Below are 13,132 nucleotides of genomic sequence, written 5' to 3' on the forward strand. Positions count from 1 at the left end.
ATGACTGAACGTACTCTGCAACGCCGTATTCCCGCCCGTGAAAGCCATGACGGAGCCGGTGTCCGCTTGCTGCGCAGCCTGGGCCGCTCGGCTCAGCACCGGATCGACCCTTTCCTGATGTTGGACAACTTCTTTTCCGACGATCCTGACGACTATATTGCCGGCTTTCCCGCGCATCCGCATCGTGGCTTTGAAACGGTTACCTACATGCTCGATGGCCGCATGCGCCACCGTGATCATCTGGGCAACGAAGCGGTGTTGGAAAGCGGTGGTGTACAGTGGATGACTGCCGGTCGCGGCGTGATTCATGAAGAGATGCCGGAGCAGACAGAAGGCTTGATGCGCGGTTTCCAATTGTGGATAAACCTGCCGGCGGCCGAGAAGATGACCCCCGCCCGCTATCAGGAGTTTACCGCCGCACAGATTCCACTGATTGAAGATGCGGCCAGCGGTACACAGCTGAAACTGATCGCCGGCGAGGTTGAACTCAATGGCCAACATCATACCGGTCCGGTCAGCGGCATTAGCCGTAGCCCGTTGATGCTGGACCTGCGCCTGCCACCCAATACGCGCCTGAGCCTGCCAGTTGGAGGCCCGCGCGCCGGTTTTGTCTACCTGTTTGAGGGTGAGTGCCGACTGGGGCAGGACGTACTGAATCGTAACGAGGCCGCAGAGTTGTCCACAGGCGAGCAGGTTACCCTGAGCACCGGTGAGCAGGGGGCTGCACTGTTACTGCTGGCGGCACAGCCGATCGGTGAGCCCATCGCCCAATACGGCCCCTTCGTGATGAATACAACGGCGGAACTGGATCAGGCGATCGACGATTATCAACAGGGGCGTTTGGTGTAACCCTTACAGGAACCGTCAAGGCCGGGATCAGCGTTTCCTGGCCTTCTTGGGTTTTAGCTGTTCAATCCAGGCCGGGTCCAGCGACGGCTGTTCGGGATCGATCCCCTGAGCCTGCAACGTGTTCAGATGGCTGCGGCTTTCATCCAGCAGATCACACAGTGCGCTTTCATTGTTCTCCAGCCGGTACATCTGCTCCAGCCCCAGATGATAAAAGCGCATGACCCGCAAAGCGGTCGGGTTGCCCTGTTCCACTCCGTCTTTTACCGTGTGCAGAATATTGGTGATACTCATCAGGCTGCGCTTCAGGCGCCAGCCGTAACGTGCAGCCTCCATCCATGGCTGCCGCCAGAAATGCAGCTTGAACACGGCCGTTGTCGCGATGACACCGGCCAGCACACCGGCCAGGTTCCAAAGCGTGTTGCCGCCCTCGGGATTACCGAAAAAATGGACACTCAACGATGCCAGTGCCATTGCCAGCACGGCGAACGTGATCATGATAATCAGGTTGCTCTTGCGGGTTTCCCGACGGTACTGCTCGGGATCACGCGATTCAAGGGTAAAAATATCCGACATCGGGCCGTCTCATCAGCAGGTGAGCGCAGAGATTAGCAGCAATCCGCACGGGCTCAAACTCTGTAGCCAAACTCGCCCACATTCGCAGAAAATTCTCGGTTTTCCAGTGCTCGCAGGCTTGTTCTCCCGTGCATAAGTGGGCATGCTGAAACCCGTCTGCCAGCAGGATGTTGGCAGCCAATACAAAGAACAATGTTCGATATAATATTCGCTGACCACCGAAAAAATACAACTGCAGGTTGCCTTTGAAAATTCCTAAACGCTTACAGCCCCTCGCCGATGAAGGCATTATCGATGAAGTTATCAGTCGACTCATGAGCGGCAAAGAAGCCGATATCTTTATTGTCCGCTGTGGCGACAGCGTTCGTTGTGCCAAGGTCTATAAAGATGCGGCGAAGCGTAGCTTTAAAAAAGCTGCTCAGTATCAGGAAGGGCGGAAGGTTCGCAGTGGCCGCCAGGCACGGGCCATGGAGAAACGTTCAAATTATGGCCGTCAGCAACAGGAAGAGATTTGGCAGAATGCCGAAATCAATGCGCTGTCCTGTTTGGCTGAAGCCGGTGTGCGCGTCCCAGAAACCTTCGGGTGCTTTGACGGTGTACTGTTGATGGAGCTGGTCACCGATGAAGCGGGTGATGTGGCGCCGCGGCTGGCCGACGTGACCATGTCGGAAGAGCAGGCGGTTGAAGATTATACGCTGATGATGCATTACATCCGGCTCATGTTGTGCGCGGGGATTGTGCATGGTGACCTATCTGAATTTAACGTGCTGGTTGATGACTACGGCCCGGTAATTATCGATTTGCCGCAGGCGGTCAATGCGGCTTCGAATAACAGTGCGCAAGAAATGTTCAGCCGTGACGTGAATAATATGCGTCGTTATTACGGTTATTTCGCCCCCGATCTACTGCATACGCAATACGATAAGGAGATGTGGGCGTTGTTCGAAGAGGGCAAGCTGAAACCCGACTCGATACTCAGTGGCGAGTTTGAAGATGATGCGGAAAGTGCGGATGTCGATATCGTACTGGAAGAAATCAAAGCGGTGATGAAAGAAGAGCAGGAACGGCAGGAACGCTTGCGCGATACCGAAGAAAGTACATGAGCGCAAGTTGACATCCTCACCGCCCTGAAGAGGCGGTGATTCCTCCTGCGAGACGCTCATGCCCGAGCGCGAGTATGTTCCTGGCCGCGTTGACGTCGCGATCTTGAGTGACACCGCACTCACAGGTCCAAACTCTTATTCCAAGGTCTGCTCTACCTTTCGGACTGTGGGCGCCAATGGCGCCGCAACACGAGCAGATCTGGGTGGTGTAGGCTTCATTCACCGCCTGAAACACGATCCCGGCGCCAGCGCTCTTATAGGACAGGAACTGTTTCAGCATCGCCCAGCCGGCGTCGTACACCGACTTGGCGCTATTCGTACGGGTGAATGAGGATGATTTCACATCGCCAATGATGATCACGCCGCAGCGGTTTACCAGTTGGCGGCTGAACTTGTGCAGGGCGTCTTTACGCCGATTGGCGATTTTGGCGTGGATCGCTTTCACGCGTTGTTTCTTCCGTGCCCTCTGGGCCAAGCCCAGTGCCGGCTCCAGATCACGGTAGAAGCGTCCGGCCTCCAGCCGGGTGCCATCCGAACAGGTGGCAGTATCCTTTAGCCCGAGATCGATTCCGATCGCATCCTGACCGGCTGGCATTTCGGCCTCAACTTCGACCACAACATTGAGGTACCAACGGCCTCGCGCATCTTCGGAGAAGCTGCCGGCACGGAATCGGTACCGGGCCAGCCCGTAGCTGTCCCAGATCTTGAAGTAGTGGCCGTTGTGATAGACCTGGCCCTGTTTCCACGTCACCGCACCCGACTTGAACGGTATCCAGCCCAGCGAGCGGCGCACGCCGCCGCTACGGCGCCATTGCAGCCGGGTCTTTTTGAACTGCTTGCGGCGGATGACGTACTCGCGGGACACTTCCTGCAGGGTCTGTGAATGCAGGCCCAGGTCTTTACCCGCACCCTTGGTGTAGGGATCAATGTCGTAGGCGGATAGAAACACACCGCGTTCACGAACGGAGCGTTGGCTCAATGCGTTCACATAGTTCCAGACTTGATTAACCGACCACGCCATCTGCTGAAGCAGGGAACGGTGGCGGTCCTTGATCCGGACTTTGAGGGTTTTGGTGTGTTTCATACTGTTCAAGTATACAGTATTATCAAATCGGCTGCGCCGGTTGCGCTCTACATCCCCTCACTAAAAGTAAGGGGCTTTCCGCGCAAATCTGGTAACGCGACAACGCTGCCCATGCCGTATGCCGGGACCATCTAAAGGGTGCCGGCATACTTTGCAGTCATGACGGCGGGATGACCTACTGGTCGCTCGGATAACGCCCGGGATGCATTTGCCGCAGTTGCTGGCGTTGCTCTTCAGTCAGTATGTGATCCATCTCTTGTTGCAATTTCAGCCGTTCTTCCAGCAGTTCCAGCTGTTCTTCATGCATTTCACGGTGGAGGTCCATCACTTTGCCACTGTCTGGTGTGCCGTCGCGCCAGAGTTCCTGCATCTCCACGTGGTGCTCCTGCATCTCCTCCATCTGTTCGCGCTGCAGTTTCCAGAACTTTTCCTGGATCTTGTTCATCTTTTTCTGCTGTGCTTCATCCAGTTGCAAGCCAACACCGGGGCCGCCTTGCCAGCCGCCCATCATCGGGCAGGGCATCATGCCCATGCCATATCCCATCATCGGGCCGTATTGCTGCATGTGTCCGTGGGTGTGGGCGGGGCCGGTTGCGTTCATATGATGTTGTGCCTGTGCGGTTGCTGCCAAGCCAAGCCCCAGCGTTATGGCTAGCCAGTGGCTGGGGCGAATGTGCATGTTCATACGTGCCTCCTGTTATCAGGTGCCAGCCCTGTGGGTTCAAGCGTGGCACAAACTGGAGGGTTGGCAAGTATGGCAGCGCGAAAAACGCTATGCTGAATCTACCGGCGGTGAGGCCGGTTGTTATACTCTGGAAAGCTCATCAGGAGCCGTGAATGCTCGTTACCATCGCCCGCTACACCTACCCCTATGAGGCCCAAATCGCCCGAGCGCTCCTCGACAGTGAGGGGGTTGATGCATTCATCGCTGATGAGCAGACCATCAATATGCAGTGGCTCTATTCCGATGCGCTGGGCGGGGTGCGGCTGCAGGTGAAAGCGGAAGATGCCGAACGGGCGCTGCGTCTATTGCAGGAAGATAGGGAAGCGTTGCTGGTGGAGGAGAAAGGGGAAGATCGCCCGGCCTGTCCGGTCTGTGGCAGTGTTAATACCGAATACCACCAGCTGGGCCGTCGTTGGGCGTTTCTGATGTTTCTGGCCGTTGATTTCCCGCTGTTTCGTGTACGCGATGGTATCCGTTGCCGTGCTTGCGGGGCGATTACCGAGCTAAGACCTGAGTAAAGCGCCGTTATTCCATGGGTGGTCATAATCCTTGCGCTCTCCTAAGCTGAATTCAGCCATTACGGAATTACCGGTCAATGGTGGTCACCTGTTAATGACGCCCGACAGGAAAGGCTCGCGTCAGTGCTTATATGTCATGGAGCTGACGAGGAGGGCGTGATGGTCAAGGTAGCAGTAATACAGGCGTCGCCGATCTTTCTGGATCGGGATCGGAGCATTCAGAAAGCGGCTGATCTGATTCGTGAGGTGTCGGCACAGGGGGCGCAGCTGGCCCTGTTTCCTGAGGCCTTCATTCCCGGTTATCCCGCCTGGATCTGGCGCTTGCGCCCCGGCGGCGATTGGGGGCTGTGTGAATCCCTGCATGCACGCCTTTTTGATAATGCAGTGGATGTCAGTGCCCATCATCTGGACCCGATACGCGAAGCCGCGCGTGACACCGGGGTCACCGTGGTGTGTGGCCTGAACGAACGGGATGGCAGCAGTAGCCGGACGACGCTCTACAACAGTCTGGTGACCATTTCTGCCGAGGGAGAATTGATTAATCATCACCGTAAATTGATGCCCACCAATCCCGAGCGGATGGTTTGGGGATTGGGTGATGCTCGGGGATTGAAAGTGCTTGATACCCCGGTGGGGCGTATCGGCGCATTGATCTGCTGGGAAAACTATATGCCGCAGGCACGCTTGGCACTTTATGGCCAAGGAGTTGAAGTCTATCTAGCGCCAACCTATGACAGCGGCGACGGCTGGCTCGCCACTCTTGGGCATATCGCACGAGAAGGACGTTGCTGGGTGCTGTGTTGTGGGGTTGCGATCGAGCGCTCAGACCTGCCGGAAGATTTTCCCGATCTGGATCGGCTCTACCCTGCAGATGAACACTGGATCAACCCAGGAGATTCGGTGGTGGTCGCGCCGGGGGGCGAAATTGTGGCCGGTCCCCTGCATCAGCAAAAGGGCTGCCTGTTGGTGGATATCGAGCTTGCACAGGTTGGCGCGGCCCGCCGTGTGCTGGATGTGGCGGGGCACTATGCGCGGCCGGATATCTTTACCTTGACGGTGAATCGACAGCCGCAATCTCCGCTAGCGTTCGAGGATTGAAAACCGGACGGCGATCCTCCAAAGTCGGCTCTGCTTGTGGCATAATCACCGCCATAGTGTCACCCGCCTGTTGTGTTATCCACAACCGGCCCTGCCATATACATTCAAGTTCAAGACCAATCGAGTAGATTCCATTGCTGACCACTGCGAATATCACCATGCAGTTTGGCGCCAAGCCACTGTTTGAAAACGTTTCTGTTAAATTCGGTGACGGTAACCGTTACGGCCTTATCGGTGCCAACGGCTGCGGCAAGTCCACCTTCATGAAAATCCTGGGCGGCGATCTTGAGCCGACCAGCGGTAATGTCTCCAAAGACCCGAACGAACGCATCGGTAAACTGCGTCAGGATCAGTTCGCCTACGAAGAGTTCAGCGTAGTCGACACCGTGATCATGGGTCATGAAGAACTGTGGAAGATCAAAGCCGAGCGCGATGCGATCTATGCCCAGGCCGAAATGAGCGAAGCTGACGGTATCCGTGCCGGAGAGCTGGAAGGTGACTTTGCCGAGATGGACGGTTACACCGCCGAATCCCGTGCCGGTGAACTGCTGCTGGGCGTGGGTATTCCGGTAGAGCAGCACTTCGGTCCGATGAGCGAAGTGGCTCCGGGCTGGAAGCTGCGTGTGCTGCTGGCGCAGGCACTGTTTTCCGACCCGGATATCCTGTTGCTCGACGAACCGACCAACAACCTGGATATCAACACCATTCGCTGGCTCGAAGGTGTGTTGAACCAGCGTCAGTGCACCATGATCATCATCTCGCATGACCGTCACTTCCTGAACAGCGTCTGCACCCATATGGCCGACGTGGACTTCGGTGAAGTGCGTCTGTACCACGGCAACTATGATGAGTACATGACGGCATCAACGCAGGCGCGTGAGCGCATGCAGTCGGACAATGCCAAGAAGAAGGCACAGATTGCCGACCTGAAGGCGTTTGTCAGCCGCTTCTCCGCCAACGCCTCCAAGTCCAAGCAGGCCACGTCGCGAGCCAAGCAGATCGACAAGATTCAGCTGGAAGATATCAAACCGTCCAGCCGTCAGAGTCCGTTCATCCGCTTCGAGCAGGATAAAAAACTGCACCGTATCGCGCTGGAAGTTGAAGGACTGTCCAAGTCCTTTGATGATGAGTTGTTCAGCGGTCTGAACCTGACCGTGCCGGTCGCCGAGCGCATCGCCATTATCGGCCCGAACGGTATCGGTAAAACGACGCTGCTCAAGTGCCTGGTGGGTGATCTGGAGCCGAACGCCGGTACGGTGAAGTGGTCCGAGAACCACAGCATCGGCTACTACGCGCAGGACCACGCTCATGAATTCGCGGAGCCGAAGAGCCTCTACGACTGGATGGCCTACTGCGGCCAGGAAGGTGATGACGAGCAGGTGATCCGCGGTACGCTGGGCCGTTTGTTGTTCTCGCAGAAAGAGATCGACAAGTCGGTTAAAGTGATCTCCGGTGGTGAGCAGGGCCGCATGATCTTCGGCAAATTGATGCTGCAGAAGCCCAATATTCTGGTGATGGACGAACCGACCAACCACTTGGATATGGAATCGATCGAAGCGCTCAACCTGGCACTGGAAAACTATCCGGGCACGTTGCTGTTCGTCAGCCACGACCGTGAATTCGTATCCTCGCTGGCGACCCGCATTATCGAGCTGACGCCGACCGGTATTGTCGACTTCCACGGCAGCTACGAAGACTACCTGCGCACGCAGGACCAGTAACACCACCTGCTGTACCTGATCCCGCCTGCGCCTGGCTCCCTGCCGACGCGGGCGGGATCGGTTTTCCTCCGTTTACCTGTCTGTCCTGAATCTTGCCAAACTTCTGCTGCCATTGCAGACTATCGCCCGCGCTCGTCTGAAGACGGTGGCCGCGTCGACTATTGCCATACCTGCAATGCAGATCAGAATCTTGAATACAGGAGTTTTGGAACATGGATGAAACAGCAACTGGGCAGACTTACTCACTCAAAAAAAGCTGGATGCCGGGAGGCAGTTTGCTGGCCAAGATTCTGGGCGGCGGCGTTGTTGCGGTGATCCTGGGTTATGTACTGTCGCAATCCTTTTTCTACGCCGAGCCCGGCTATATCTACCACGTGCGTACCGTCACCGGTAACGAAGCGGTGGTGACCGAGATCGGCTACAAGTTTTATCCGTTTGGGCGCTACAACTCCTGGAAGCGGGCGATGACCGTACAAGCGGTTTCGGGCTCCAGCCAGGATGCGATCACCTCGGAGAAGGATTCCGACAACGCTTCGGCCAGCCTGCCGCCGTTGAGCATCATGTTCCTGGACCAGGTGGATGCCCACGCTGAAGCCACGGTGCGCTTTTCCATTCCCTCGGATGAAGAATCCTTCCTGAAACTGGCGCATGAGTACCGCTCTCCCGAGAATCTGCTGCGCACGGCCCTGCTGCCGGTGTTCAAGGAAACCCTGCAGGCCAACGCGTCACTGATGACCGCAGAAGAGTACTATGCGGGTGGACGTACCGAGTTCAACTCCGAATATGAAAACCAGATGCGCAGTGGCATCTATCTGGTCAAGCGGGAAGAAGTCCGTGTCAGATCCAGCAAAATGGCCAGCGGCTCGGCCAATGTCGCGCTGGGTACGGAGCAGGAAGAATATGGTGAAGATTCCAAAACCATCTTCGTGGTACAGAAAGTGCTGGACGCCACCGGGCAGCCGCGCCGCAAGCAGCAACGTTTTACCGACTACGGCATCACCGTGGTCTCGGCGCTGGTTACCGACATCAAGCCCAACCAGAAATTCATCGAGCGCATGCAGCTGAAACAGAAGGCGTCTGCAGACCGTGCCATCGCCCGTGAACAGCGGGTGCAGGAAGAAGAGCAGCGTTTGTTGGCCATTGCCCGTGGTGAGCGTGAAGTGGCGGAACGTCAGGCCATGGCCAAGGTAGAGCAGATCCAGAAAACTACCGAAGCACAAACCGAGAAACAGCTGGCGATTACCCGCGCCGAAAAACTGAAAGCCGAAGCCCAGATTCAGCGGGAAACCGCCGAAATCAACCTGGAGAAGGCGCGTATCGAGGCCCAAACCCAGCGCACACTGGCGGACGCCGAGGCTTATCAGAAACAGGTCATTCTGGAGGCGGATAACGCGCTGGCGCAGAAGCTGGATGCGGAGATCAAGATTCAGCAGCTGTGGGCGGCCGCCTATGCCAAACGTCAGGTGCCGACCAACGTCTTCGGCGCGGGTGGCAGTGATGGTGCGCCGGTCGGTAATGACTACGAAACCAAGGCTTTCATGCAGCTGTTGACGCTGGATGCAGCCAAGCGCCTGAACTATGAACGGGATCTGGTGAAAGACTGATCCCAACGGTTGCGGTGGCAGACCCAACACGCGCCAAGGCTGTTGTTGGGTGCTGCGCAGCGGCGTGCGATAATAGCGGCTTTATCCAGCCGAGTTAGCCACCGTGACCACCTTCACCGATCTTAATCTCTGCCCTGAACTCATCACCACCCTGAAGGATTTGGGGTACAAGCAGCCGACGCCGGTACAGGCACAGGCGATTCCGCTGGTGCTGGCCGGACACGATCTGATCGCGGAAGCACAGACCGGTACCGGTAAAACGGCCAGCTTTGCTTTGCCGATGATCGACCGTCTCAGCCGCACACCGGTTGAAGGCGAGTATCACGAGATCCGTGGACTGATCTTGACCCCGACCCGTGAACTGGCGGCTCAGGTCGGCGAGCATACGCTGGAGTATGGCCGTCTGCTGGGGATGCGCGTGATCTCCATTTTCGGCGGTGTCCGCTTCGACAACCAGATCCGCAAGATGAAGCGCGGGGCCGATATTCTGGTGGCCACACCGGGACGGCTGCTGGATATGCTGGTGCAGAAGAAACTCTCGCTGGCGCATTTGGAAATGCTGGTGTTTGATGAGGCCGACCGCATGCTGGATCTCGGTTTTATCGGTGAGATTCGGCAGCTGTTGGCGTACATGCCCGAGCAGCGCCAGACACTGCTGTTTTCCGCGACCCTGAATGATTCCGTTGAAGTGTTGGCCGACAAGCTGCTGCGTGAGCCGAAGCGTGTGGCCATTGCTGCGCGCAACTCGGCCAGCCAGCAGGTGAAACAGAGCGTTTATGCAGTGGATAACGGTGACAAGGCGGATGTGCTCAGTTTCCTCATTCACGGCGGCAACTGGCGGCAGACGCTGGTGTTCACCCGCACCAAAAAACGTGCAGACCAGCTTACGGCAGAACTGCTGGAAGAGGGGATCAGTGCGGTCGCGATTCACGGTGACCGGACCCAGCGCGAGCGTACGGCGGCACTGGCGGCCTTTACCGCCGGTGAGGTCCGTGTGCTGGTGGCCACGGATGTGGCGGCCCGCGGACTGGATATCGATGCACTGCCGCAGGTGGTCAATTACGACCTGCCTAACCAGCCGGAAGCCTATGTCCACCGTATCGGCCGCACCGGTCGTGCTGGCCAGCAGGGGCGGGCGATCTCGCTGGTAGCCCCGGATGAGCGCCGTTTTCTGCAGGATATTTCGGCTCTGATTGGCAAACCGCTGCAGCTGCAGCCAGTGCCGATACTGGAAAACGGCAAGCTGATTGAGGGCGGCAAGCTGCCCGAGAAAAAACGTAATCAGAGCGGCAAAACGCGCAAGGGCGGTGCCAACACAAAAGCGGCGAGCAAGGCGGCCAAGCGTGCGCCGCTCCAGCCGGAAGAACCGGTCGCACCGGATACACCGGGCAAACGACCTTCATTGTTCGGACGCTAAGTAGCCCGCCATGGAATGATGTTACAGGAGATGTGAAATGACCCCAGCGGTTAACGTTGCCAAAAAAGCCAAGGTCAGTCATACCGTCCATGAATACCAGCACGATCCGTCCAGTGCTTCCTACGGCACCGAGGCGGCCGAGAAGCTGGGTCTTGCGGCGGAGCAAGTCTTCAAGACTCTGGTGGTCAGCCTTGATGGTAAAACGCTGGCGGTGGGCATTGTGCCGGTGGCGGGCAAGCTCAATCTGAAGCAGATAGCCAAGGCGGCGGGTGCGAAGAAGGCCGCCATGGCGGACCCGGCCGAAGTAGAGCGTGCCACCGGCTATGTACTCGGCGGAGTCAGTCCGTTGGGACAAAAGAAACGCCTGGCCACGTTGATCGATGACAGTGCCCAGGCGTTTGCCACGATTCATGTCAGTGCCGGTCGGCGCGGGCTCGAGATTGAGCTGGCCCCCGAGGATCTGGCCCGGCTGACGGGCGCACGCTTTGCCCCGATTGCAGGCTAACTTCTACCAGTCCGCTTCACACCGGCTCATCCCGGTTGCCAATACGGGGGTAACTGGCATGATGGGGGCAGGGTAATTGTCCCGGATGATCCTAGGCTGGCAAGGAGCTTGTGATGCTGTGGCTGGAAATACTGCTGTTAACCCTGCTGGCGGGCATGAGCATGCCGCTGGGAGCCTTGATTGCACGTTTTGAGCGGATTCGGCCGCGTTGGCTGGAACATGAATTCCGCCATAGTGTGATCGCTTTCGGTGGCGGTGCGCTGCTGTCTGCGGTGGCATTGGTGCTGGTGCCTGACGGTATTGAACATCATGACACCGATTTTGCGCTGCTTTGGTTCATCCTGGGCGGGCTGGTGTTCATGCTCATCGATATTCTGCTGAATCTGTTCAAAACCTCGGCCAGCCAGCTGGTGGCAATGCTGTCCGACTTCATCCCCGAGTCGATTGCGCTGGGCGCCGCCTTTGCCCTGGGAGGCAGCAACGGTCTGCTGTTGGCGCTGCTGATCGGGCTGCAGAATCTGCCGGAAGGCTTCAATGCCTACCGTGAACTGCGCCTTTCCAGCCACTACTCTTCCAAGCGAATCATTACTACGTTTGCCCTTATGGCGTTGCTGGGACCGGTTGCCGGTTTGGCTGGCTACGCCTGGCTGTCGGCGTATCCCTCCATCGTCGCGGCCATCATGCTGTTCGCCGCCGGCGGGATTTTATATTCGGTGTTTCAGGATATTGCGCCGCAGGTGAAACTGGCCCGTCATTGGGGGCCGCCGATGGGCGCGGTATTCGGGTTTGCATTAGGTATTGCCGGGCATATATTGACGGCTTAAAGAGCAAAAAACAGCCCGTCAATGACGGGCTGCAAAAACGAGATCCTTCTCGGAGAGTATGTTGAAAGCAGCAAAGGGTCAGAAGTCCAGGCGATACCCCAAAACTGTGCGGTCATATGGGGTGACGGCATCAGCTGCGTCGTTGTCGATATATTCAAAGTACAGCCGTGCCTTGCGGCTCAAATCATACTGAACACCGGCTGCCCATTGCGTCAGTTCAAGACCAGTATTGTTTTCCTCGTAGCGGGTGCCGCGTATCTTCCAGGTTGTTGCGCCAACGTTGTAGAGCAGGCCAGCTTCCAAGACCTCTCGATCAATGTCGGTAGCCGTGCCTGCAGAGTTTTTGCTGCTGATCAAATCATAGATTCCTGTGCCGCTACCTTGCTGATTTTCATAGCGTGCAACGAAGGTTAGCGGATCGGTTACCTTGATACGCGCACCCAGTGCCCAGCTGTCCAAATCGTAGTCGATACCCGCTGTGTTACTGCCGATATTGCCATAGGAAGCAGCCAGATAGACTCTATCGCCTTCGTATTTCAGGTTCAGGTCATAGCTGTCGATACTGTCATCCTGCTCACCGTCATTATCCGTACCGCTGCCATCAATGACGACGTGCCCGGCCATTTGCCAGTTGCCGAATTTCGGTGTGATATAGGACAGGCTGTTATCCGGTCGCCAATGGCCAGCAAACGCAGCCAACTGGAAACGTTCGCCGGCATCGGCTGCAGCTGCATTAAAAATATCACTGGTGGAGTTGGTCCAGATATAATGCATCTGCCACTGTTTACCGATCAGCAAGGTACCCCAGTTACCACTGGCACCCATGTAGGCTTGCCGAGGAGCGAACATGGCCCCTTCATTATCGGTGGTATCCACGTTAGCTTCCCAGTGGAATAGACCCTTGGTATTTTCCAGTCCCAAGTCGACATCGCCCTTAATACCGAAGCGTGATGAACCATCACGCAGATCCAAATCACTGCTGCTTTTGGCGTCTATTTCCATACGCAAGGAACCATAAAGAGTGGCGTCGGCTTGCGCGATCGCGGAGTAGATGACGGCAGGTGAGGCTGCAGCCACCATTAGAACAAGTGTGATTTTTTTCATTGGATACA

At 56.9% G+C, this 13,132-nt stretch carries 13 protein-coding genes; 9 read left to right on the forward strand and 4 right to left on the reverse strand.

The features are described 5' to 3' along the window. A complete protein-coding gene (locus CLV44_RS12315; RefSeq protein WP_106592417.1) occupies positions 1-849 on the forward strand; it encodes a pirin family protein in 849 nt (282 codons plus the stop codon). 27 nt (positions 850-876) lie between these two features. On the opposite strand, the gene CLV44_RS12320 is transcribed toward CLV44_RS12315, so the two are convergent. Next, positions 877-1,422 carry a DUF3087 family protein gene (locus CLV44_RS12320; RefSeq protein WP_211298136.1) on the reverse strand — a complete coding sequence of 182 codons (546 nt, stop codon included), beginning with the start codon at positions 1,420-1,422 and terminating at the stop codon, positions 877-879. A gap of 245 nt (positions 1,423-1,667) precedes the next feature. On the opposite strand from CLV44_RS12320, the gene CLV44_RS12325 reads away from it, so the two are divergent. Continuing rightward, on the forward strand, positions 1,668-2,525 hold the full coding sequence (locus tag CLV44_RS12325) for a PA4780 family RIO1-like protein kinase (RefSeq protein ID WP_106592418.1): 858 nt from the start codon (positions 1,668-1,670) through the stop codon (positions 2,523-2,525). A gap of 16 nt (positions 2,526-2,541) precedes the next feature. Here the strand turns inward: CLV44_RS12325 and CLV44_RS17545 are convergent, their stop codons facing one another. Beyond that, positions 2,542-3,609, reverse strand: a complete 1,068-nt coding sequence (locus tag CLV44_RS17545) for an RNA-guided endonuclease InsQ/TnpB family protein (RefSeq protein ID WP_106592419.1) — start codon at positions 3,607-3,609, stop codon at positions 2,542-2,544. Positions 3,610-3,784: 175 nt separating this feature from the next. Beyond that, positions 3,785-4,294 carry a Spy/CpxP family protein refolding chaperone gene (locus CLV44_RS12335; RefSeq protein ID WP_106592420.1) on the reverse strand — a complete coding sequence of 170 codons (510 nt, stop codon included), beginning with the start codon at positions 4,292-4,294 and terminating at the stop codon, positions 3,785-3,787. 152 nt (positions 4,295-4,446) lie between these two features. Here CLV44_RS12335 and CLV44_RS12340 point away from each other — a divergent pair, with 152 nt between their 5' ends. From CLV44_RS12340 to CLV44_RS12370, 7 genes are all read left to right on the forward strand, one after another. Continuing rightward, complete coding sequence (locus CLV44_RS12340) at positions 4,447-4,851, forward strand: putative signal transducing protein (RefSeq protein ID WP_106592421.1); 405 nt, start codon at positions 4,447-4,449, stop codon at positions 4,849-4,851. Positions 4,852-5,010: 159 nt separating this feature from the next. Further along, positions 5,011-5,949: a carbon-nitrogen hydrolase family protein gene (locus CLV44_RS12345; protein WP_106592422.1), complete on the forward strand. Its 939-nt coding sequence runs from the start codon at positions 5,011-5,013 to the stop codon at positions 5,947-5,949. A gap of 134 nt (positions 5,950-6,083) precedes the next feature. Next, positions 6,084-7,670, forward strand: coding sequence for an ABC-F family ATPase (locus tag CLV44_RS12350; RefSeq protein WP_106592423.1), 1,587 nt, complete (start codon positions 6,084-6,086; stop codon positions 7,668-7,670). Positions 7,671-7,882: 212 nt separating this feature from the next. Further along, a complete protein-coding gene (locus CLV44_RS12355; protein WP_245912685.1) occupies positions 7,883-9,274 on the forward strand; it encodes an SPFH domain-containing protein in 1,392 nt (463 codons plus the stop codon). Between the two features lie 103 nt (positions 9,275-9,377). Further along, positions 9,378-10,691 carry a DEAD/DEAH box helicase gene (locus CLV44_RS12360; protein WP_245912686.1) on the forward strand — a complete coding sequence of 438 codons (1,314 nt, stop codon included), beginning with the start codon at positions 9,378-9,380 and terminating at the stop codon, positions 10,689-10,691. A 37-nt stretch (positions 10,692-10,728) separates the two neighbouring features. Then, positions 10,729-11,196 (forward strand): Cys-tRNA(Pro) deacylase, encoded by a 468-nt coding sequence (gene ybaK, locus CLV44_RS12365; protein ID WP_106592424.1) that lies wholly within the window; start codon positions 10,729-10,731, stop codon positions 11,194-11,196. Between the two features lie 113 nt (positions 11,197-11,309). Continuing rightward, complete coding sequence (locus CLV44_RS12370) at positions 11,310-12,020, forward strand: ZIP family metal transporter (protein WP_106592425.1); 711 nt, start codon at positions 11,310-11,312, stop codon at positions 12,018-12,020. Positions 12,021-12,098: 78 nt separating this feature from the next. On the opposite strand, the gene CLV44_RS12375 is transcribed toward CLV44_RS12370, so the two are convergent. Next, positions 12,099-13,124, reverse strand: coding sequence for a porin (locus CLV44_RS12375; RefSeq protein ID WP_106592426.1), 1,026 nt, complete (start codon positions 13,122-13,124; stop codon positions 12,099-12,101). Positions 13,125-13,132: the final 8 nt, after the last annotated feature.

It is taken from the genome of Marinobacterium halophilum (assembly GCF_003014615.1).
GTDB lineage: Bacteria > Pseudomonadota > Gammaproteobacteria > Pseudomonadales > Balneatricaceae > Marinobacterium > Marinobacterium halophilum.